The organism is Desulfosediminicola ganghwensis (assembly GCF_005116675.2).
Taxonomy (GTDB): Bacteria; Desulfobacterota; Desulfobulbia; order Desulfobulbales; family Desulfocapsaceae; genus Desulfopila; species Desulfopila ganghwensis.
In genome coordinates, this window is the sequence record NZ_CP050699.1 from 1,311,434 (window position 1) to 1,330,787 (window position 19,354).

General features: G+C 49.6%; 20 protein-coding genes. 7 read left to right on the forward strand and 13 right to left on the reverse strand.

Annotated elements, in window-relative coordinates; genetic code table 11:
• Positions 1 to 84: 84 nt before the first annotated feature.
• Together FCL45_RS05605 and FCL45_RS05610 are read left to right on the forward strand one after the other, a co-directional pair.
• Positions 85 to 309 carry a hypothetical protein gene (locus FCL45_RS05605; RefSeq protein WP_136798417.1) on the forward strand — a complete coding sequence of 75 codons (225 nt, stop codon included), beginning with the start codon at positions 85 to 87 and terminating at the stop codon, positions 307 to 309.
• 131 nt (positions 310 to 440) lie between these two features.
• Complete coding sequence (locus FCL45_RS05610; RefSeq protein WP_136798416.1) at positions 441 to 1,019, forward strand: DUF2179 domain-containing protein; 579 nt, start codon at positions 441 to 443, stop codon at positions 1,017 to 1,019.
• A 140-nt stretch (positions 1,020 to 1,159) separates the two neighbouring features.
• Here the strand turns inward: FCL45_RS05610 and FCL45_RS05615 are convergent, their stop codons facing one another.
• The gene (locus FCL45_RS05615) at positions 1,160 to 1,654 is read right to left on the reverse strand and encodes a GNAT family N-acetyltransferase (protein WP_136798415.1); all 495 of its coding nucleotides are present in this window, start codon (positions 1,652 to 1,654) and stop codon (positions 1,160 to 1,162) included.
• 580 nt (positions 1,655 to 2,234) lie between these two features.
• Positions 2,235 to 2,381 carry a hypothetical protein gene (locus FCL45_RS05620; RefSeq protein ID WP_153305558.1) on the reverse strand — a complete coding sequence of 49 codons (147 nt, stop codon included), beginning with the start codon at positions 2,379 to 2,381 and terminating at the stop codon, positions 2,235 to 2,237.
• Between the two features lie 444 nt (positions 2,382 to 2,825).
• Between FCL45_RS05620 and FCL45_RS05625 the strand changes: the two genes are divergently transcribed.
• The 4 genes from FCL45_RS05625 (at position 2,826) to FCL45_RS05640 (ending at position 6,462) form a co-directional block, all read left to right on the forward strand.
• Positions 2,826 to 3,767, forward strand: a complete 942-nt coding sequence (locus FCL45_RS05625) for a Bug family tripartite tricarboxylate transporter substrate binding protein (protein ID WP_136798414.1) — start codon at positions 2,826 to 2,828, stop codon at positions 3,765 to 3,767.
• Positions 3,768 to 3,855: 88 nt separating this feature from the next.
• Complete coding sequence (locus FCL45_RS05630; protein ID WP_167495816.1) at positions 3,856 to 5,370, forward strand: tripartite tricarboxylate transporter permease; 1,515 nt, start codon at positions 3,856 to 3,858, stop codon at positions 5,368 to 5,370.
• Complete coding sequence (locus FCL45_RS05635) at positions 5,370 to 5,849, forward strand: tripartite tricarboxylate transporter TctB family protein (RefSeq protein WP_136798412.1); 480 nt, start codon at positions 5,370 to 5,372, stop codon at positions 5,847 to 5,849. Before FCL45_RS05630 ends, FCL45_RS05635 begins: the two co-directional genes overlap by 1 nt.
• Before the next feature lie 262 nt (positions 5,850 to 6,111).
• Positions 6,112 to 6,462: a hypothetical protein gene (locus FCL45_RS05640; RefSeq protein WP_136798411.1), complete on the forward strand. Its 351-nt coding sequence runs from the start codon at positions 6,112 to 6,114 to the stop codon at positions 6,460 to 6,462.
• A gap of 221 nt (positions 6,463 to 6,683) precedes the next feature.
• On the opposite strand, the gene FCL45_RS05645 is transcribed toward FCL45_RS05640, so the two are convergent.
• The 8 genes from FCL45_RS05645 to FCL45_RS05680 all read right to left on the reverse strand — a co-directional run bounded on the left by FCL45_RS05645 (position 6,684) and on the right by FCL45_RS05680 (position 15,282).
• Positions 6,684 to 7,697, reverse strand: coding sequence for an alpha-hydroxy-acid oxidizing protein (locus FCL45_RS05645; protein WP_136798410.1), 1,014 nt, complete (start codon positions 7,695 to 7,697; stop codon positions 6,684 to 6,686).
• Between the two features lie 70 nt (positions 7,698 to 7,767).
• Positions 7,768 to 9,126 (reverse strand): dihydroorotase, encoded by a 1,359-nt coding sequence (locus FCL45_RS05650; RefSeq protein WP_136798409.1) that lies wholly within the window; start codon positions 9,124 to 9,126, stop codon positions 7,768 to 7,770.
• A 260-nt stretch (positions 9,127 to 9,386) separates the two neighbouring features.
• Positions 9,387 to 10,247: a MurR/RpiR family transcriptional regulator gene (locus FCL45_RS05655; RefSeq protein WP_167495815.1), complete on the reverse strand. Its 861-nt coding sequence runs from the start codon at positions 10,245 to 10,247 to the stop codon at positions 9,387 to 9,389.
• 46 nt (positions 10,248 to 10,293) lie between these two features.
• Positions 10,294 to 11,523 carry a cysteine desulfurase-like protein gene (locus FCL45_RS05660; RefSeq protein ID WP_136798407.1) on the reverse strand — a complete coding sequence of 410 codons (1,230 nt, stop codon included), beginning with the start codon at positions 11,521 to 11,523 and terminating at the stop codon, positions 10,294 to 10,296.
• A 52-nt stretch (positions 11,524 to 11,575) separates the two neighbouring features.
• On the reverse strand, positions 11,576 to 12,310 hold the full coding sequence (locus tag FCL45_RS05665) for an ATP-binding cassette domain-containing protein (RefSeq protein WP_176360002.1): 735 nt from the start codon (positions 12,308 to 12,310) through the stop codon (positions 11,576 to 11,578).
• Positions 12,307 to 12,981, reverse strand: coding sequence for an amino acid ABC transporter permease (locus FCL45_RS05670; RefSeq protein WP_136798406.1), 675 nt, complete (start codon positions 12,979 to 12,981; stop codon positions 12,307 to 12,309). The genes FCL45_RS05665 and FCL45_RS05670 overlap by 4 nt, the downstream gene beginning before the upstream one ends.
• Positions 12,982 to 13,108: 127 nt before the next feature.
• Entirely contained in the window at positions 13,109 to 13,891 is a 783-nt protein-coding gene (locus FCL45_RS05675) for an ABC transporter substrate-binding protein (RefSeq protein WP_136798405.1), read from the reverse strand.
• Positions 13,892 to 14,403: 512 nt separating this feature from the next.
• On the reverse strand, positions 14,404 to 15,282 hold the full coding sequence (locus FCL45_RS05680) for a radical SAM protein (RefSeq protein ID WP_136798404.1): 879 nt from the start codon (positions 15,280 to 15,282) through the stop codon (positions 14,404 to 14,406).
• A gap of 131 nt (positions 15,283 to 15,413) precedes the next feature.
• On the opposite strand from FCL45_RS05680, the gene FCL45_RS05685 reads away from it, so the two are divergent.
• Positions 15,414 to 15,569, forward strand: coding sequence for a hypothetical protein (locus tag FCL45_RS05685; RefSeq protein ID WP_153305557.1), 156 nt, complete (start codon positions 15,414 to 15,416; stop codon positions 15,567 to 15,569).
• A 96-nt stretch (positions 15,570 to 15,665) separates the two neighbouring features.
• Here the strand turns inward: FCL45_RS05685 and FCL45_RS05690 are convergent, their stop codons facing one another.
• The 3 genes from FCL45_RS05690 to FCL45_RS05700 form a co-directional block, all read right to left on the reverse strand.
• Positions 15,666 to 16,052 carry a cytochrome c3 family protein gene (locus FCL45_RS05690; protein WP_136798403.1) on the reverse strand — a complete coding sequence of 129 codons (387 nt, stop codon included), beginning with the start codon at positions 16,050 to 16,052 and terminating at the stop codon, positions 15,666 to 15,668.
• Positions 16,053 to 16,074: 22 nt separating this feature from the next.
• Positions 16,075 to 17,601: a flavocytochrome c gene (locus FCL45_RS05695; RefSeq protein ID WP_136798402.1), complete on the reverse strand. Its 1,527-nt coding sequence runs from the start codon at positions 17,599 to 17,601 to the stop codon at positions 16,075 to 16,077.
• Positions 17,602 to 17,936: 335 nt separating this feature from the next.
• A complete protein-coding gene (locus FCL45_RS05700; protein ID WP_136798401.1) occupies positions 17,937 to 19,235 on the reverse strand; it encodes a PAS domain S-box protein in 1,299 nt (432 codons plus the stop codon).
• Between the last annotated feature and the right edge of the window lie 119 nt (positions 19,236 to 19,354).

Genomic DNA, 19,354 nt, shown 5'->3' on the forward strand with positions numbered 1-19,354 from the left:
GGTATATCGTTTTTTGAAATTTGTAGATTGGTTTTGGATTTAACCTCAAGGAATTTAACCTGCGAATACGCAATGGAGGCGGGGATGGGCAAATTCAATAAGCATCAGAGCGACAGAGAGAGGTTTGGCAAATGCCAGATATGTCTGTGCTATATCCCGGTCGAATACTACTTTGGTCAGGGAGATGAAATTGTCTGTTATGAGTGTGGAACGGAATACACAATCCTTTCCAAGAATCCGGTCAAGTTAGCAATGATCGAGGATAAATATCATGATGAGTTTTATGGAGAAAATCTATTTGACGATTGATGATGGAAATGGGCTGCGCTGGGCCTCCGGATACATGCTTGTTGCAGCTGGATAACGTGTGTACTTGATTGAAGCAGGAAATTAATATTTCCTGCTTTTTATATGAAGCATCCTATAAAGTTTTGTTAAGAATGGATTTTACAGAAATATTTTATAATACAGACTGGGCTTACGGGTTCCTGATTTTTGCTGCGCGGGTGGTTGATGTCTCCCTGGGTACCTTGAGGACTATTGCCATTGTTCATGGCAGAACGCTCATGTCTTTCTGGCTTGGATTTTTTGAAGCTGCAATCTGGCTTGTGGTCGTATCCGGTATTGTACAGGTTGTCACTCAACAGCCAGCGCTTGGCCTCGTCTACGCTTTTGGGTTTGCCACTGGAAATCTGGTTGGCATCAAGGTGGAGAAGTTCATCGCCATGGGGCATATGATTCTCAGGGTAAACAGCAACAACGATGCAGCTGGAATTGCCAAAGCCATGAGAAATCAAGGTTATAATGTTACTTCATTTACGGGCGAGGGGCAAAAAGGGCCGGTTACGGAGCATTACGTGGTGTGCCGTCGCCGGGAATTGAAAGAGTTACTGGCAACGGTTACCGCTCTGGACCCATATGCGTTTTACGTCACCGAGCAGGCGGGGTCGGTGAGCAGCATCACTCGACCGATCATGCAACCTGTTACGGGCTGGCGGGCTGTGATTAAGAAAAAGTGACCCCCTTGGATTTGTGGGAATGTGCTTCGTGAGCGCTCTACAAAAAATTAGAGGCGCTCGTTACCTTGTATGGCAGTTAACAATTCCGATCTCAATTGATATTGAGATCGGAACTGTTTTGGGCTGAATAGGGTTGTCGCCTAAGAATTTATTTCTTCTTTATAGATCCGCATGCCCCGTGCCTGATAATTTCTCAGTGCGCCTGGATGATCGAGGGTGCAGGTATGCACCCAGACTCGCCTGACCCCTTCCCAGCTCCAGGCTTTTCTGATGGCCTCGGTTAGCAGATACCCTCCACACCCCTTGCCAATGAATTGTTCGGCAAGCCCGAAGTATATTATCTCTACCTCATCACCTTCTCTGAGTAGTTCAAAATACCCGGCAATGGCACCGTCCTTATACGCGACCCAGGTGCGCAGATTGTCGCTTGCCACATAGTCCTGCCACTCTTCATCGCTTAAGGCGAGCTTGTCCGTCCAGAGCCATTTCTCGCCGATAAATTGATAGAGAAATTTGTTGTACTGATACTGACGTATAGAGCATTCGCGAATATCTATCTCGATCTTTGGCGATGAGGGACAAAGTGCCTCAGGCTCAGTCATTTGCAGGTAATAGATGGTTACTGGTTCATTCATGTTCATTTCCTGAATCATTTTTTCCGTAGTCAATATAGCCCCGGCTGCCGGCAGCACTGTCTGATATTCAGCTTGCAGACAGTCAGGGAACAGATTATCGCGGCAGACCATACCCCGCATCTGTAAGCTGACGACCCGTTTTTACTCTCAGCAGGGGTATGATTTTTACGCGTTCATCCTGTCCTTCGTCTCACTCAAAGTAAAATACCCTGATAGTTCAATGAATGGAACCCGAGCCCACCGAAGTGAGACAATAATCAACCTGCGACAGGTACGGCGAGTGCCAGCGAAAGAGCTGGTGATTAAGGCCAGATTCCAAATTATTGCACCGGCTGAAAGAGTTGACGTTGGCGTTGGGAATTAGAGGGCAATGCTGTCCTCCAGATTGTCGGGAGAAACAAGCGGTGATGGTTTTCGCTTCTCTCAACCCCATAGGGACAACGCTCATACAGCTTCTCTGGAGTTCAGCCACGATTGCAATGCTGAAGTTGCTGTGTTTGCGGGGCCTCCAATGATTTGAAAGAAAGACCTGCAGCGCCTAACATAGGAAAAGAAAGGTAAGGCTGCGACTAAAGGGCGATTAATTCAGATTTTGACCTTCCTGGCGCCATAAATCATCTTTATGACCGTACTCGGTGCCCATGCGATCGCCAGCACCAGGCTCGATGTCTGGATCATGTTCATCTTTGGTATCATCAGTTTTATCAGCAGGACGCTGAATTTTCACCCTGCACCTATCGTTCTCGGTCTGATCGACCGTGCCTTTTTTTCAGTGCTGACGATCAATAGGTATTCACCAAACTGGAGTACATCACCTTCTGCGATTCGGTGATTGAGTCAAACAGCATTTATCCATACGTAGTGCCAAGATCGCTTCGTTGAAAGCCGTCCAAGCATGTGGGCGGCTTAATTTATCCATTTTGTTCGATAGCTTGGATGTGCCGAACCTGGTCCAACCAATATTGGGCACAGTGGTGAATATTCGGCATCAAATGCGATAGGCAGGGAGGGCGAAAACCTATTAAACTCCCTGAATTGCAACAGTTTTAAAGGTTTGGGGCAAGTAGGTCTGGTTTTTGCTTTATAAAACTCTGTACTCACCGACAATCTGGAAACCTGGTTTTCCGATCTAACGCAAGTAATTGATCCACACTTTAAGGAGGAAGTACTAATGAAGAGTTTTCTTTTAACCGCAGCTGTAGCATTTGCCACTCTGATTACCAGCCCTGCAATGGCTGCTTTCCCGGAAGAGCCAATCACCTACCAGATTCCATTTGGTCCCGGTGGTCAGTCAGATCTTGAGGCTCGACGCCAGCAACCTATGCTTGAGGACATCCTTGGCCAGAAGGTGGTGATCGAATACAAGCCGGGCGGCGGTGGTTCTCTTGGCTGGTCTGAGCTGGTGCGCAAGAAGCCGGATGGTTATTACATTTCAGGAATCAACGTCCCACACATCGTGCTTCAGCCACTTGCCCGTGGTAATGCCGGTTACTCCACCGATCAAATCAAGCCGGTAGCGTTCTTTCAGGCTACGCCAATCGGTCTGGCGGTAATGAAGGACAACCCTATCCAGTCGCTAGAGGATCTGTTGGCATTTGCGGGCAAGAATCCTGGTGGCATGATCATTGGAGGTTCCGGTACCTGGTCTGGTCACCACGTGGCACATCTTCAGCTCTCCAAGCTGGCTGAAGTCAACATGACCTATATCCCAAGCACTGGTGCCGCCCAGAGTATTGCTGATTTCCTCGGCGGTCATGTACAGGCGGTATGGGCCAATAGCAACGACCTGGTTCAGCATGCGGACAAGATTCGTGTTCTTGCCTTTGGCTCCAAGGAACCTTTTGAAAACATGCCAGAGGTTCCGACTTTCAGTAGCAAAGGTTATGAAATGTATGCCTCAATCGACCGTGGAGCAGCAGTACCCCAGGGGACCCCGGATGAGGTTGTAGCCGCGCTCGAAAAGGCATTTATCGCGATTGCCTCAGATCCGGAAGTTGTCAAACAGATGCGCGAAGACGGTTTTGTTCCGCTGACCATTGGTGCCGAAGAAGCACAGCAATATATCGACGAGAAGGTCAAGCAGTGGGCTCCGATTGTTGAAGAGTTCAAGTAGGATCAGATCTATCTGATCAAATTGTAGTTCAATATGCCCGGTACGCCCTATCCGGCGCACCGGGCGATTTGCTTTGATGAGGCGTGATATGTTTGATGTTGTTTTACAAGGCCTGCAGCAGGTCTTTGTGCCGCTGAACTTCATCCTGCTTTTTGGGGGTGTTTTTCTGGGCATCACGTTCGGGGCGCTACCCGGTCTGACTGCGACCATGGGACTTGCACTGCTGGTTCCTTTTACCTTTACCATGTCACCGGAAACCGGACTGATCATGCTGGCCGGAATTTATGTAGGTGCCATGTATGGCGATGCTATTCCGGCCATCCTGATCAACACTCCGGGCACACCATCCGCCATTGCCACCACATTCGATGGTTTTCCCCTGGCACAAAAGGGTATGGCCCAGCATGCACTGGTAACAGCCGCCCTGGCCAGTACCGTCGGTTCATTGCTGGCCAATGTGGTGCTGGTTGTGGCCGGGCCACCCCTGGCTGCTGCCTCCTTAAAATTTGGTCCACCCGAATATTTCTGGCTGGGTATCTTCGGCCTGACCATTATCAGTGCCCTCTCTTCCGGTAGTGTGATTAAGGGCTTCCTGGCCGGTTGCATAGGCATGGTGTTGTCTGTGGTAGGTATGGCAAGCATCGGCGGCGATGTACGTTTGACCTTTGGTTTTCCGGTCCTGCAGGGTGGAATTGACCTGATCGTTGCCCTGATTGGTTTCTTCTGTCTGCCGGAGATACTCTCCAGCGTTATTGGTAAACGTCAAAAAACCTATACCGATAAGGCGGTTGAACCGAAACTGGGGGTTATTGGTGAAGTGGCCCTGCAAGTGATCAAAAAACCGGTCTTGCTCATTCGTTCGGCAATCATTGGCACCATTGTAGGTTTTGCGCCTGGCGCAGGTGGGAATATTGCCAGCATGGTCTCGTACAACGAGGCGCGTCGCTGGAGTAAAGACCCGGATAAATATGGCAAAGGCACCATTGACGGTGTTGCCGCCAGTGAGTCTGCCAATAGCGCCATGGCCCCTGGTTCACTCATTCCGCTGCTTACCCTTGGTATTCCGGGTTCACCGGCTGCGGCAGTAATTCTGGGTGCGCTGATGGTGCATCGCCTTAAGCCGGGCGCAGAACTCTTTACCGGGCCGGAAGCGCCGATTATCTATTCCTTTCTGATGGGTCTTTTGGTTGCAGCCTTTCTGGTGAGTTTCATAGGCGCATTCGGTAGTGTCATTTTTTCGAGGATCATCAATATTCCTTCTCGTTACCTGGCACCCGGAATCATCTTTATGACCGTACTGGGTGCCTATGCGATCCGTAACTCCATGCTGGATGTCTGGATAATGTTCGTCTTTGGCATCATCGGTTTTATCAGCAGGAAACTGAATTTTCACCCGGCACCAATCGTGCTTGGTCTTATTCTCGGGCCATTCATCGAAGAGGGTCTGGTGAAATCTGTACTCGCCGGTCAGTTCCAGGGCGTGTTCAATTACATGGTATTTAGACCGATCAGCGGTTTTCTGATTGCTCTGTGTGTGCTCTCGCTGTGTTGGCCCCTTATTGCCTCCTGGCGTGCGAAAAAGAACAAAGGCGAGGTGGCGTGATGAGCGATATCCAAAGTGATGGAAACCAGAAAAAGATTAACAGTGATCTGGTAATTTCGGTTATCGGTCTTGTTCTGGCTGCTGGGGTCTACTATTTTACCCGTGACCTCAGCCGGCTTGGTGTGATTTTTGTCAATTATGTTCTGATCGGCCTTACTGTTTTTTCGATGCTGACACTGATTACGGCATTCACCAAACCGGAGTATATTACCTTCTTCGATTCGGTGATCGAGCGAAACAACATTGTCATAGGTGTGGGAATACTGCTTTGCTATCTGCTGATGTTACCTGTGATTGGCTTTTTGCCCTCGAGTTATATCTTCTACTTCGCCTTTAATCTCTACCTGTCGGAAGAGCGATTCACCCGCAAGGGAATCCAGACTTCGCTGCTGTTATCAGTTGTCGTGGTGACTGTGTTCTATTGCATCTTCCAGCTGGGGCTGGGAGTGCCGTTGCCGACGGCTATGTGGGTGGATTAGTTTCAGGCGGAAAACGTTGTATTCCCTCTAACCCTTTTTGCTCGGTTTGGAAGGATTGCTCAGGTTTCTGAATGAAACCAAGCTCATGTAGGATTCAACCTGATTAGTAATCACGGCATATGCGAATTATGCCACAAGGCCGCCCAATTACTTTGGGCGGCTTTATTTTTCTCCAAACATCTACATGGAGCTTCAAAAAGCTTGGCAACTGCGCTACTATTTTTCTAATAGTACACAAACTCAAACCCATAAGGAGGTGTGTATGTCAGGTGCAGCCGTTCATATGAGGTCCATCAACATTCCCAAAGCTTCAAGCGGTAAAGGATTGCGGGAAGAGATCAAGGCGCTGGCAGATGCCAGGGCGGTAACTGTTTCAAAAATTTTCAATCAGGTTCTGGGGTATGCCTTGAAGAACCGTGAGGATTTCCCGGGCGAAATCAGCCCGAGAGAAAAGCCGGGTAGGCATATTGCCACCAAGGTTTCTGTGTTTAGAGCAGAAGAGCTGCGTGAGTGGGCAGAGGAGCTTGGCAGAAGTCGTACCGCCCATTGCTGTTTTCTGCTGGAAGCGGTGATGGCAGATGAGGAGTTGAAAAAGAAGGTGTTCCCGAGTTAGTAGGATTGCTTGTCAAAAGAGTTATTTGACAGAATGTAACTATCGTTCATGGACTCTACGGGAAGTAGTAGAAATATAAAATGCCGCTATTTGCTTTCGCAGATAGGGGCATTTTTTTGATTTCACCTAACCTCTAACCTCTGGCATCACGCTTCATTCCATGATGCCGTGAATGTTGCTATCGAGAAGATTATGGTGTGAGAAAATACTTGGTCGGGAAGTTATCCGTTGAAGAGTATTTTGCTATCAACAGCTGAGGCCTTGCCGGTACCAGTCAGCACCATCGCCTGTTTCAGCTCACTGTGGATGCTATCAATGTAGCTTTCAACTCCGTCTTGCAGGCCACCTACTGCGGCAACGGAAAACGGTCGACCTATCATTACTGCATCCGCTCCCAGGGCAAGCATCTTCAGTACGTCATTGCCAGTGCGGATACCGCCGTCTGCGAGAATTGTGATTTTCCCTTTCACTCTTTCGGCAATGGCGGGCAGTACTTCAGCAGTTCCCGGCGCGTGATCGAGCACACGCCCCCCATGATTGGAGACGACAATAGCGTCGGCTCCGGCTTTACATGCAAGCTCGGCTTCGTCCGCGGTCATTACCCCTTTGAGGATAAATTTCATCCCAATCTTTTTGATGATGTCGGTGAGTTCAGCAAGTGGTTTAGGGGATACCGGACGTCCCATTTTTCGTAACGTGATGAGGCCGGCGGCGTCGATATCCATGCCTATTGTGTCTGTCCCGGTTGCTTTGGCCAGCTCGATCTTTTGGAAGAACTCTTCATCTTCCCATGGCTTGATGAATGGTATACCGTATCCATCGGCCAGTTTAACGGCGTTGAAGCCTGCACTGGAGAGCCACTCCGGAACCCCATCCCCGGTGCAGCCGATGATGGACCTGGCCTTACAGCCGTTGACGATTGACTGGATATAGTCATCCTCGCTGATTGCCTCGTTCATGTTGAAGGAGACACCGCCGATGGGGGCGGCAATAAGGGGCAGGGCGAGCTCTTTTCCGAGAATACTTACTGTGGTATCCGGTTCGACAACATTATGGATCAGTCTCATGTTCAGGCGAACGTTTTCAAGAGCTGAGAGGTTGTTTCTAAAAGAGGCGCCGGTGCCGAGACCGCCCATTCCAGGTACTTGTCCGGCACAGGCCCTGCCGTTACAGACTGCACATACCTTGCATTGATTTCCCATTAATTTTCGCGCATTATCTCGAATTTCTTTCACGATCTACTCCTGCAGTTATGTTGTGATATTTCATAATCTTCTCTGGCAATGAGGTTTGAAGCATCCGGTGTTATTTGCTTCGTGGCAGGTAGGTGCCATATCCGGGTTCCACCAGGATCTCGCCCTTATGGGCGACTACTGTTCCCCGGATGACGGTCATCACCGGCCATCCGCTCAGCTGTCTGCCAAAGTACGGTGACCAGTCGCATTTGGATTTTCGATCAGCATCGGTAAAAGCTTTAGTCAAGGAGAGGTCTACGACGGTGAGGTCGCAGTCTGAACCAACCTGAAGGGCACCTTTTTGCGGGTGAAAACCGTAAAGTTTTGAGGGATTGAAACTGGTGATCTCCACGATCTTCTCAAGGGAGGTGTAGCCTTTGCTGACACCGTCAAGGAGAACAGGCAGCATCACCTCCAGGCCGGGAATGCCGTTTGGTGCCTCGAAAATATTGTCAAGGCCTGCTTCCTTTTCTTCCCGGGTGAATGGGCAATGGTCCGAGCCAATGGTGTGAACATATCCGGCATCGAGTAGTTCCCACATTTTCAGCCTGTTTTTTTCGTCGCGCATGACTGGGGAAAACTTGAGGAAAGGGCCGTGTTCGTTCATGTCTTCACGGATAAAGGTGAGAAAGTGCGGACAGGTTTCAGCCCAGATGCCTATTCCATCGTTGCTGGCTGCACGGATAAGTTCAAGGCCTTCTGCTGTGCTGACGTGAACGATCAGGGCTTTGGCGCCGGTCTGCTTCAAGAGCTGAATTGTTTTGTTGATTGCGGCAATCTCGACTTCTTCGGGGCGGGATTCATTGTACGCCAGGGGATCAGTTCTGCCCTCCCTGCGGAGCCTTTCTTCCTCTTTGCTGATCATCTCGCCATCTTCGCAATGAATCATGGCCAGCCCGTTATTTTGGGCTACGTGGGTCAGGATGTCGCGCATGCTGTCATCGTGAACAAAGGGGAATTCCTTTACGGAAAAGCACATGAACATCTTTATAGAGACTGCGCCGGTCTTGTTCCAGAGATCTGCGATAGAGTTGACATTGTCGCGGGTTCCTCCACCGTGAATCGCGTAATCTACGATGGATTTTCCTGAGTATGCGGCACGATTGATCTCGAACGAGTCGATATCGAGCACTGCCGGATCGTTGACTGGGTGTGATATCGCTGTGGTGATCCCTCCTGCCGCACATGCAGCGGTACCGTGTGCCATATCATCGCGTTCGGTGAATCCAGGGTCCTGGAAGTGGATGTGCCCATCGATTACACCTGGGAGTACGTGGAGTCCGGCCAGGTCAACTGTTTCCGTGGCTTCGATCCCTTCTGTCGAGGTTTCGATACAGGCGATCCTGCCATTGACTGAGCCTATGCAGCCGATAAATCTGCCGGTGTGGGTCACAATTGTTGCATTGATAAAGAGTTTATCTACTTTCATTTGATGTACCTCATCTGTTCTGCCTAAAAGCCCGACAAAAATGCGGGTATGCCAGGGACAGTCGTTGGGTCTTCTCCGGAATATCCACCAGGGATGCAACTGCTACAGCTGAGTGCAATCCTCTGGTGAAAGAGAGATGACGTGAACAGTAATTTCTGGGGTTATCGGAATATTGAGTTGCCCCGCACTCTTATGGGAACTGGGGGAAGCCATCACAGCAAAGGCTGCAACTCAAGACGATAAAGGGGTTAACAGGAATATCAGCAGTCGATCTCGTCGAGCAGTATTTCTTCTCCGTTTAATCGTTTTCTATAGCCGATGCCGATAGCCAGGGATTGCACAATGCACATGGAGGCTGTCAGGGAGCGGAAGCCATGGAGCACTGCGTCATGCACCTCGATGATCTGTTCTGCTTCATGGGCAATTATGCCAAGGGGGTCGTCGGTTATTGCCAGAATCCGAACACCGGCAGCTCTGGCCTTTGCGCAGAACTCGACGGTGGCCTCTGCGTAAGGCGGGAAGCTCATGACTATCAGCAAGTCGCCGGCCTGCATGAGATCGAGCTGGTCCTCGGCGAACCCGGCAAGCCCGGTGATCAGGGTGTTGGCGATTTTGAAACGATACAGTGCATAGCTGAGATAGGTGGCAAGAGGGAAAGAACGGCGCAGGCCCAGGATGGAGATACTGGGTGCTGCAAGTATCAGGTCTATGGCTTTATCCAGCTCAAGATCCTCCGAATTTTCCCGAAGATAATCCAGTGAAATCTTATTGGCTCTGGCGAAAGAGTCGATCAAGGCCCCACCATTATTGGGGTCTGAGAGGTGTTCTTCACCCTGGCAGTGGCGGATTCGCTCCGAGTAGCTCGGGGTACTTTTTTCTATGAGGGGCTCGCGAAAAATCTTCTGCATTTCGCTGAACCCCTTAAACTCCAGCGCCTGCGCCAGGCGAACAAACATAGCGGTGGCAATTCCGGACAGTTTGGATATTTCCGTCAGGGAGTTGAAGGCAAGATCATTGGGATGATTCAGCGCGAAGTCGGCTGCTTCCAGCTGACGTGCTGTCAGCATGGCCCTGTTTTTAAGGACTGTATCTTTGAATTCAGAAAGATTACCGGGTTTCATTTTCTCCACCTGGGGGCCTTGGGATAAATATCTGCTGCGAATACAGTTAGGCCAAAACCTTCTCGAGCGCTTCTGTAAGCTGATTGAGTTCATCGAGGCTATTATAATGGGCCATGGAAATACGCACCACTCCATTTTGTTTATTGAGATCAAGCTCTTCTATGAGTCTTTTGGCATAAAAATCACCATAGCGAATACCTATGCCGTAGCAGTCGACCGCATCGACGATATCCTTGGACATACGCCCCTTGACCACAAAGCTGACTGTCGGCAGCCTGCGGCCTCCTTGTACGGACTTTTCGCCAATAATGCGAACGTCATCCCTGCCGTTCAGGTAATGGAGCAACTTTTCGGTCAATTCATTTTCATGGCTTTCAAATGCGTCAAAAGCTGCCTGCATCATCTCTCTCGGGCTACCTGAGCAGCCTAATTCTTCAGCGATTGAAAGCAGGTAATCGACAATGCCCATGCAGCCGTAGGAGAGCTCGTAATTGACATTCCCAGGCTGCAGTTTGTACGGCATGACATCTTTGCCGATGAAATAGTGGTTGAGGCTCGGCAGGCCGGCGAAAAGTTCACCATCACACCAGAGAACGGCAAAATGCGGGCCAAATGTCTTGTAGAAGCTGTATACATACATGTCAGCTCCGGAGGCCTGGACATCGACCAGGCGATGGGGGGCATAGGCTACGCCGTCGACGCAGAGCTTTGCTCCTGCCCCGTGGACAAGCTGGGCGATTTTCGCTACCGGGGTTACAGAACCAAGAATGTTCGAGGCGTGGGTTACGCTGACCCAGCGGGTCTTTTCGGTCAGCAAATTTTGAAGTTCCTCCAGTTCAAGCTCAAAGCTTTCTGGATTAACGTTCCAGAATTTGATGACGGCACCATGTTTGGCGAGGTTGAGCCAGGGGCCCACATTAGCTTCGTGGTCAACGTTGGTGACGATGATTTCGTCGCCCGGTTCAATGGTCTGGCCGATGGCTTCACAGGCAAGATGGAGCAGGAGGGTGGTGGAACCGCCCATAACAACTTCCTGGTCATGGGGAGCATTAATAAGAGACGCGATAGCTTTTCGTGCCTCAAACACCCGTTCCTGGGCGATAACAGAGTCGCGATAGGTTGCTCCGGTTTGCACACTGGAGGTGAGCAGGTAACTGCTGATCCGTTCGGCAACTTGCCGTAATACGGCAGAACCTCCGGCATTGTCGAAGAGTATGTCGCTATGGGCAAGCGCTGGAAAGTGACTTCGAACCACATTGATATCTAAAGACTTCATGATCTATCCTGTTGTTTTAATAAGGTTCCGGTGAGAAAAACGCTGAAAGAGCTCAATGATTCTGAACAGCCTGCTGAAATGTCCTGAGTCGTTCATTGGTTGAGTTGTCGAAAAAATTTTCAGGGGTCTCATCGACGAGGATGCGGCCAGTCTCCATAAAAAGAACCCGGTCTGCAACTTTTCTGGCAAAGCCCATTTCATGGGTGACGACAATCATGCTAACCCCTTCCGCGGCAAGATTCTGCATTACCTCCAGGACCTCTCCAACCATCTCCGGGTCAAGGGCGGAGGTGGGCTCGTCAAAAAGGAGCACTCTTGGTTTCATGGCCATTGCCCTCGCGATTGCGACGCGCTGCTGCTGGCCGCCGGAGAGCTGATCCGGATATTTATGGATGTGGTCTTGTAAGCCAACTTTTTCGAGGAGCATCATTGCCCGCTCCTCTGCCTCAGCCTTTCCCAGGTGACGTACCCTGATTGTGGGCTGGGCAACATTTTTCAATATCGTCATATGAGGGAAGAGATTGAAGCTCTGGAAGACCATGCCGATGTCGGCCCGGATGTCCGGCAACTTCGGCCCGTCTTCAATCGGGTACTCATCGAGCAGGATCTTTCCCGCTGTCGGCTTTTCCAGATAATTGATGCAACGGATCAGGGTGGATTTGCCGGAGCCCGATGGCCCTACGATAACGATGACCTCTTTTTCATACATGGTGAGGTTTATGTCGCAAAGTGCGTTGAAATTGCCGAAATTTTTATCTAAGTGTTCGATCTCGATTATAGGTCTCATCGTTTCTTACCCGTATTCAGATAGGATTCCAGTCTGCTCACCAGGTGGACCAGTGGCAGGAGTAGTATCAGGTACATGAGTGCTGCCCCGATGAGTGGTGAAGGGTTGGCTGCAAGGGCCTGGGCCTGTGTTGCCTGTTTCAGTAGATCGGGCATTGCAACGACCGAGGCAAGGGCCGTGTCTTTGACGACGTTGATACAGTTGCTTGTCAGCGGTGGTATGACGATCTTTAGCGCCTGGGGCAGGATGATGTCTACCAGTGAGGGGATGAATCGATATCCCAGGGCCTGTGAGGCCTCGATTTGGCCACGTGGAATTGCTTCAATCCCGGAGCGAAAAATTTCTGCAGTATAGGCTGAAGAAACAAGTGAAAGTGTGACGACTGAAGCGGTGAATGCCGAGAGACGAATGCCGACAAAGGGCAACGCGTAATAGATAAGAACCAGGAGCACCAGAATTGGGATTGACCGAAAGACATCGATATATCCACATGCAATCAGACGCAGTATGCGGGGTCCGTAGATTCTCACCAGGGCCAGAACAAGCCCGGCCACCAAGCCAAGTACGATGCTCACGGCACCCAGGGCTATGGTGATTCCGAGTCCCCGTAGCAGCATAGGGAAGGAATCGATGAGTACCGGGATATTAAAAAATGTATCAAAAATATTCACGTAATCCCCTTGTTGCTCTCGAAGAAGCTGTTGGTTGTCTCCAGGCGTAAGCGACCTGATGAGAAAAACGGGCTGTCTTTTCAGATGGTTTGTCGACAGCCCGATCAGGCAATTACAGCATTGGCTGCTATTTGCCGGGAAGTGGTCTCAGCTCGACAGTCGATGATGTCTCCGGGGCTGGGAAGCCGAACCATTTTTCATGTGTTTTGGCTATAAAGCCCTCATTTTTCAGTTCGGTAAGGATAGAGTCAACTTCTGCTACCAGCGGAGCATCTTTAGCCAGCATCATTGAATACTGCTCACCTGTAGGGATGCGCTCTGCGACAGCATATTGTGGTTTGTCCTGGATGTAGTACTGTACTGCCGGGATGTCGCTGATATAGGCGTCAATTCTGCCTGCAGCAAGATCGAGCATTGCCGGAGCAAGGCCCTCGTAACGGCTGATGCTTTTCGGTTTGTACTCATCTTTACGTTCAGAGATCCACATGTCACCGGTAGAACCAGTATCAACACCTACGATTTTGCCTTTCACCTCGCCGAGGTTTGCAACTCCATTTGAGCTGCGGGTGGTCAGGGACTGGTCGCTGTCGTAATATGGCTGGGCAAAGGAGACCGACTCCAACCGTTTGGCGGTGATAGTGATCGAGGAAACTGCAATGTCGATACGACCGGACTGCACTGCAGAAAACAAGCCGTTGAATGGGATGTTCTCCACCACGACGTCTCTGCCCAACCGCTTGCCGACTTCCTCTGCAAGGTCAATTTCAAAACCTGCATTCTGGTTGTCTTTGTTTACAAATTCCCAAGGTACATTTCCGAGATTGGCGCCAACAACAAGATCTTTTGCAACTGCAGTCTGTGCCATTGTTGCGACCAGGATACTTCCAAGCAGAATACTTCCGAGTTTCATGTTCTCCTCCAAATCGTTCGTGTGATGTGTACCACCTGTAATAGATGATGCAAAGTAGCAGGAATTTCGCCGTCAATGTTGAGTGAAAAAAATATTTCACTCAGGGGGCAATTAAATGATCGGTAAATACCCTTGAGCTAATAGATACATCTATGCAAGTGCTGCGATGATGTATGAGATAAGCATTGCAAATATTCGTCCAAAATAAAACATTTTGAAAAAAATATTTCAGCAGGATTGGGGAATGACAGAAAAATAGTGAGATGGCGTCCTGGGTGGAGCGGTGTCCTCTCAAAGGAGGGGGGGGCGCTTGGGATTAATCCCGGCTGAATTTACATAATTGTTGTTAAGTGTGCAGGTAAAACACAAAAATGTCCCGTATCTACACCTGCCAGTTGCGGAAGAGAGTAGCACCGGGTTGGAAAATCAAAAGTGTCTGGGGGAGAGAGTGTGGAAAATTGGATATGAGGTCGCCGTGAGTGGCTGGAAGACAACCCACGGCGACAACTGGATCAGATCATTGAACGAACGTGAACCCGGTCCAGATCACCTGCATTGCCGCTATCAAGCGCCTGCTGCAGAGTGCCAATGAAATGCTCGCGATCAGCAGGGATATTGCCCGAAATCGAGACGGTGTTGGTGGGGTGATTGCCTAAAAAGACCACGTCGTCCAGTTCAATAAGCGATATCACCTCTACCTCTTCTTCGAGTATCTCGCGGGCGGTTGCCTCCTGGAAATTGCCGTTTTCCCGTTCATGCCAGAGATCAGTGTCTTTAGTAATTGTAAGGCTGCCGAACCAGATCATCTGAGGTTTGGTTCTATTGATAAACGCAGCATTCTTTCGAGCGTTCTCAATCCCGTTGCCGGTACCGGCACCGCCCAGAATATACATGTCACGGTGGTTGATGCCAAACCTGTTCAACCTCTCCATCTGGCTGTATGCCTCTTCAGCAGTGTGACCTTTGTTCATCAGGTTAAGCACTTTATCCCAGCCACTTTCTACGCCAACATAGAGATCATTGATGCCCGCAGCCCGAAGTTGAATCAATTCATCGTCACTCTTGCTCATGATATTACTGATCGATGCATACATGCTGACCGTCTCACATTCTGGCGCATGCTTTTTGATCAGCTCGACTACTTCCAGGAGCCTCTCAGCCCGCAGCACAAAAGGATCACCATTGACCAGATAGATCCTGGGCATTCTGAAATGCATGAGTTTCAGTTCGATGATGTCCCGTTCTATCTGTTCGAGAGTCTCAACAGCAAACTGTACATCCCGGTACATATCACAAAACGAACAGCGGTTATGCGCACAACCGGCTGTTACCTGCAACAGCGGGGTAAAGGCTTCCGGTGGTGGGCGGTATGTTGTTCCTGTATATTTCATGGCTCAGTTACCCTTGATGTGGATAGAATATCTGTGATGCGAAAATATGGTTAGAGCAATAGGTTACACAATAAACAGAACCAACAACCACGAAAGAGGGGGATGAGCTTTTTTCAAAGAGAAAGTCGTGCATGGGGTTTCCGAGGATTCCCGGTCAGGTCGGGAAGTTTGAACCGCTCAGCCAGCGCTACTCCCCTATTTCACTGCTTATCTCTGGTAAGCGTAACAGCGAGCTTTGCGAAGAAAAAAAGGACTGTCTCTATCAAGACAGCCCTCCTCTTATTTGATGGCCACTATGCCATGTACCCTGGAACTCTCTCAGGCTAAGTAGTTTTTCAACTCGTAGTTATCAGAAAAAAAATAGCGCGAAAGGATCTCAGGCTTTACTTCTTGAAATTCGGATAGTCGAAAAAATGACAACCGGCGCAGAGTACCTTTCTTTCCGAGTGTTCTCCATGACATTCCATACAGGGAACGTCTTTGGCGTAATGCATGTTGTTGTGGGGATTTTGCCATTTGTCTTCTTCAGGTCTGGCTGTGGCCTGAACAAGTTCATCGGAGTCGTGGCAGTCAAGACAGACAAAATCAGGAGGATAGGCTTCCGGCTCGGCATTGACGTGGCAGGAATCACATGCATTATCGGCATATAAGTCGGCGTGAAAACTTCTTCCCTGGACGCTGTCGAATTGCTGCAAAGTCTCTGCAACTAAAGATCCTGCCATAAGCACCACTGCTGCGGCAATGATCAGTACTTTTACTTGCGGTTTCATAAATACTCCCTCCGGGCAGAGATCATGATTTCATTATTGTTCGTGCGGCAGTCATCCCCATAACCATGCAGTCAGGAATCGAGCAGCTTCCAAGTCTGCTCACTCCGTGTACTCCGCCTGTGACTTCCCCTGCTGCATACAGCCCGGGAATCGGCTTCCAATCTGCGGAATTGATCACGCGTGCCTGGACGTCTATCTTTACTCCGCCCTGGCAATAGTGGACCTTGGGCCAGTTACGTACAACCACAAAGGGTGCTTCGATAAACTTACCCTTCGCTTTTTCCATGGGCTTACCGAACTGCTCATCGACACCGGATTTCACATAACCGTTATATTCTTTGATTTGTGCTTTGAGCGGCTCAAGCGGCACATTGAAACGGGCGGCAACCTCTTCAATGGTCTCGAATTTCCAACCTACACCATATTTGAGAACTTTCTTCATGGTGGGGTGTTCTTTGGCATGTATATAGCTCGTAATGGTGATCGGCGGTAGCGGGTCACCATTATCATCACGGCAAGAAAGCTGTGCGTCTGCACGGGTTTTGCGGTCGGCGATTTCATTCATGAACCGCTTACCGGTTTTGATGTAAATGGAAATGGAGTGGGCGAAGTTGTAGATGGAGTAGTTTGAGACATAGCCAAAGCCATCTTCGTCAGGGGATGCCCAGGGACCGGTCTGGATATAGGCCATGTGGACAGGGATGGCGCCGATCTTGAACATCTCCAACAACGCTTCACCGGTGGCGCTGGGTGGGTTGGTCGAGGTGACCTCTTCAGTTAATGTAGGATCCTGGGCCTGGCGCAAGTTGATGTTTCTGGCAAAGCCTCCTGTTGCCACCAAAATACCGCGTTTAGTCTTGATATTCATCGGGGTTCCTTCCTGGTCCCTGCCGAAATAGTGACCCATGAGCATTTTGGCGCCAATGACTTTGCCATCGTCGTCAAAAATGAGAGTGTCGAATTTGGCACGGGTGACGAGCTTGACCCCAATTTTTCTGCACTGCTCAACCAGGGGCCGAATGATACCGCCACCGCTGGCCACGGTGGTCTGATAGGTCCTCGGGACCGAATGGCCCCCAAGTTGCTGCAGATACGGGAAATATTCGCTTCCGGCATCAAGCGACATCTGCAGGGCTTCGCCGGCGTGTTCTGCTACATGGAGTAAGAGCTCCTTGTCCGCTACTCCACGACCGGCTTTAAGTTGGTCCGCCGCCATTATTTCAGGTGAATCCTTGATTCCCTTCTCTTTTTGCAACGGGGAATTTGGTACGGCAAACAGGCCTCCGTTGTAGGTCGAATTACCGCCGAAATATGGCATCTTGTCATAGACAACAACGTCTTTTGCGCCGAGTTTCTTTGCTTCGATGGCGGCTGCTAACCCGGAGAATCCGGAGCCGATAATAACGATTTCGTGTTCTTCAGCCCAAACAGTCGAACTGTCTGCAGCCATGGTTTTCAGCGCCGGTGCAGCTATGGTTGCCGCTCCGGCCAAACCCATGCTGACCAGAAACTTCCTGCGATCAGCTTGATACTCTTTGTCATTTCCCATTATGTCACCTCGCATGTTGTGGCAATTTTTTCTGACCTGTAGTGTTTGTTCAGATTGCACCAGGCTGGAATAGATGTATGCCGATATATACATTTGGAGCATATCCTGACACCTAAGAAGATTGTAGGGGAGGTTTCGGGGGCATATCGGGTAGTGCTGCATCCCCTGTATCTGTTCATGGAATGCTGAACGTTCTGGAATAACATAGAGAAAAAGGGTAGGCACGGGGTCTGCTATTTCTGTCCCTTAAAGATGTTTTGGCAACCGTTATAGGAAAAAAAAGACACTCTATATTGGCCTTTCCAGCGGTTGTTCTGAAGCTATGCGAGCGCAAGCTACCACGTCCTGTTCGCAAGAAAGGTTTGCAGGTTAATCCCCTTACCCTGCAAATGAAGTTTTTTCCGAATGTTTTTCCGGTGGGTCTGTATCGTTTCAAACGATACATTCATTTCATGACAAATTTCCTTTCCGGTCAGGCCGGATTTTATAAATCGGCAGATCCGCAGTTCGGTCTTGCTGAGTTTCAGAAGATCGTCATCCATTCCTCTAGCAGCACCCTTAGTCATCACATCGGTTGTCAGAGATTGAATCCGCTCCTGGAGAAGGGACGAGTAGTGCGCGTGGTTTTCTTCATCCGCTTCCCTACAGATCCGGGTAATGGTTGGCTGCAGCGATGAACTGATACGTGATACGAGGTTTGCCTGAAATTCTCGTTTCTCGTTTTCAATGGATTTCAAAACATTTCTGAGTGTCAGGTTCAGTTCTTCCGCATGTCGTGCTTGTGCAACAGCTTTTGCTTCCTGTTCCTTTTGGTTGGTGATGTCCCGGATGATGACCAGCCAGAAAGGTTGAGTATCGATGTGTATGGAGCTTATGGTCACCTGGGAAGGGAATTTTCTGCCATCTGCATGGGTACTTGTGCAGTCGATGGTATGTATCTCGCCTTTTGCAGGATTCCCGCAGACGCAGGAGAGAGCATGCACTCCCTGGCCATCGATCAGTACATGGCGGAAACCGCCTGTGAGGATTTCCTGGGCAATCCCATAGAATTCAGAGGTCTTAAGGTTTGCCTGGATGATGGTAAGTTCAGGGTCGAGTAGGAGAATAGCTTCCCCGACGGATTGAAAAATGGCATCGAGAATCTTTTCCGATTTTTTAAGGGACCGGGTACAATCAAAAAGTCTTTGTTCAAGTTCCCTGAGTCTATTTTCCGCGCGGTGTTCAGTGGAGATCGCAGTTTCAATGCAATCCGTTACCCGGTGCATGGTCTGTATTGCCGAGAGCTTATGTTTGTCTTTGGCTAGGCACTTCTTGATGAAATATTCAAGGGTGGACCGCAGAGTTGCAATGCTGTGAAGAATAGGTCCCAGGTCATGCCCATTGTCGCGCATATTCGCCGTAAGGTCATGAAAAAAAGAGATTTCCTCAGAGAGAATGTTGGCAATGGTTTCTCGATCTGTCTTTTTCTCAGTATATTTCCTGCTCCCTGTAAGTAATCGAAGAAAGGCACTGTTTGCACTATTGCCTGAAATGACAGGAGTATTAGTAGAGGCAGAAGTTTGATGCTTCTGAACCCAGAAGCCCACTATTTTCGGTAGATTGTCTTCAAGTTGTTTTTCGATATCTTTGAGCATGCTGGATATAACCAATTTCCTGTATGCCTGTATGGCATCTGTATGACCTCTGTGTGGCAATGCATACGACCAATTGGACCCGAGAGGCAGAGGAGCCTTCACGGTGCTCACCCAACAAG

What these genes read in the sequence shown, in the direction of transcription:
- FCL45_RS05605 (WP_136798417.1), top strand. Translation starts at nt 85, where the DNA reads ATGGGCAAATTCAATAAGCATCAGAGCGACAGAGAGAGGTTTGGCAAA.
- FCL45_RS05660 (WP_136798407.1), bottom strand. Translation starts at nt 11,523, where the DNA reads ATGAAGTCTTTAGATATCAATGTGGTTCGAAGTCACTTTCCAGCGCTT.
- FCL45_RS05615 (WP_136798415.1), bottom strand. Translation starts at nt 1,654, where the DNA reads ATGAATGAACCAGTAACCATCTATTACCTGCAAATGACTGAGCCTGAG.
- FCL45_RS05675 (WP_136798405.1), bottom strand. Translation starts at nt 13,891, where the DNA reads ATGAAACTCGGAAGTATTCTGCTTGGAAGTATCCTGGTCGCAACAATG.
- FCL45_RS05680 (WP_136798404.1), bottom strand. Translation starts at nt 15,282, where the DNA reads ATGAAATATACAGGAACAACATACCGCCCACCACCGGAAGCCTTTACC.
- FCL45_RS05700 (WP_136798401.1), bottom strand. Translation starts at nt 19,235, where the DNA reads ATGCTCAAAGATATCGAAAAACAACTTGAAGACAATCTACCGAAAATA.
- FCL45_RS05695 (WP_136798402.1), bottom strand. Translation starts at nt 17,601, where the DNA reads ATGGGAAATGACAAAGAGTATCAAGCTGATCGCAGGAAGTTTCTGGTC.
- FCL45_RS05655 (WP_167495815.1), bottom strand. Translation starts at nt 10,247, where the DNA reads ATGAAACCCGGTAATCTTTCTGAATTCAAAGATACAGTCCTTAAAAAC.
- FCL45_RS05625 (WP_136798414.1), top strand. Translation starts at nt 2,826, where the DNA reads ATGAAGAGTTTTCTTTTAACCGCAGCTGTAGCATTTGCCACTCTGATT.
- FCL45_RS05630 (WP_167495816.1), top strand. Translation starts at nt 3,856, where the DNA reads ATGTTTGATGTTGTTTTACAAGGCCTGCAGCAGGTCTTTGTGCCGCTG.
- FCL45_RS05610 (WP_136798416.1), top strand. Translation starts at nt 441, where the DNA reads ATGGATTTTACAGAAATATTTTATAATACAGACTGGGCTTACGGGTTC.
- FCL45_RS05650 (WP_136798409.1), bottom strand. Translation starts at nt 9,126, where the DNA reads ATGAAAGTAGATAAACTCTTTATCAATGCAACAATTGTGACCCACACC.
- FCL45_RS05640 (WP_136798411.1), top strand. Translation starts at nt 6,112, where the DNA reads ATGTCAGGTGCAGCCGTTCATATGAGGTCCATCAACATTCCCAAAGCT.
- FCL45_RS05690 (WP_136798403.1), bottom strand. Translation starts at nt 16,052, where the DNA reads ATGAAACCGCAAGTAAAAGTACTGATCATTGCCGCAGCAGTGGTGCTT.
- FCL45_RS05635 (WP_136798412.1), top strand. Translation starts at nt 5,370, where the DNA reads ATGAGCGATATCCAAAGTGATGGAAACCAGAAAAAGATTAACAGTGAT.
- FCL45_RS05685 (WP_153305557.1), top strand. Translation starts at nt 15,414, where the DNA reads ATGGGGTTTCCGAGGATTCCCGGTCAGGTCGGGAAGTTTGAACCGCTC.
- FCL45_RS05665 (WP_176360002.1), bottom strand. Translation starts at nt 12,310, where the DNA reads ATGAGACCTATAATCGAGATCGAACACTTAGATAAAAATTTCGGCAAT.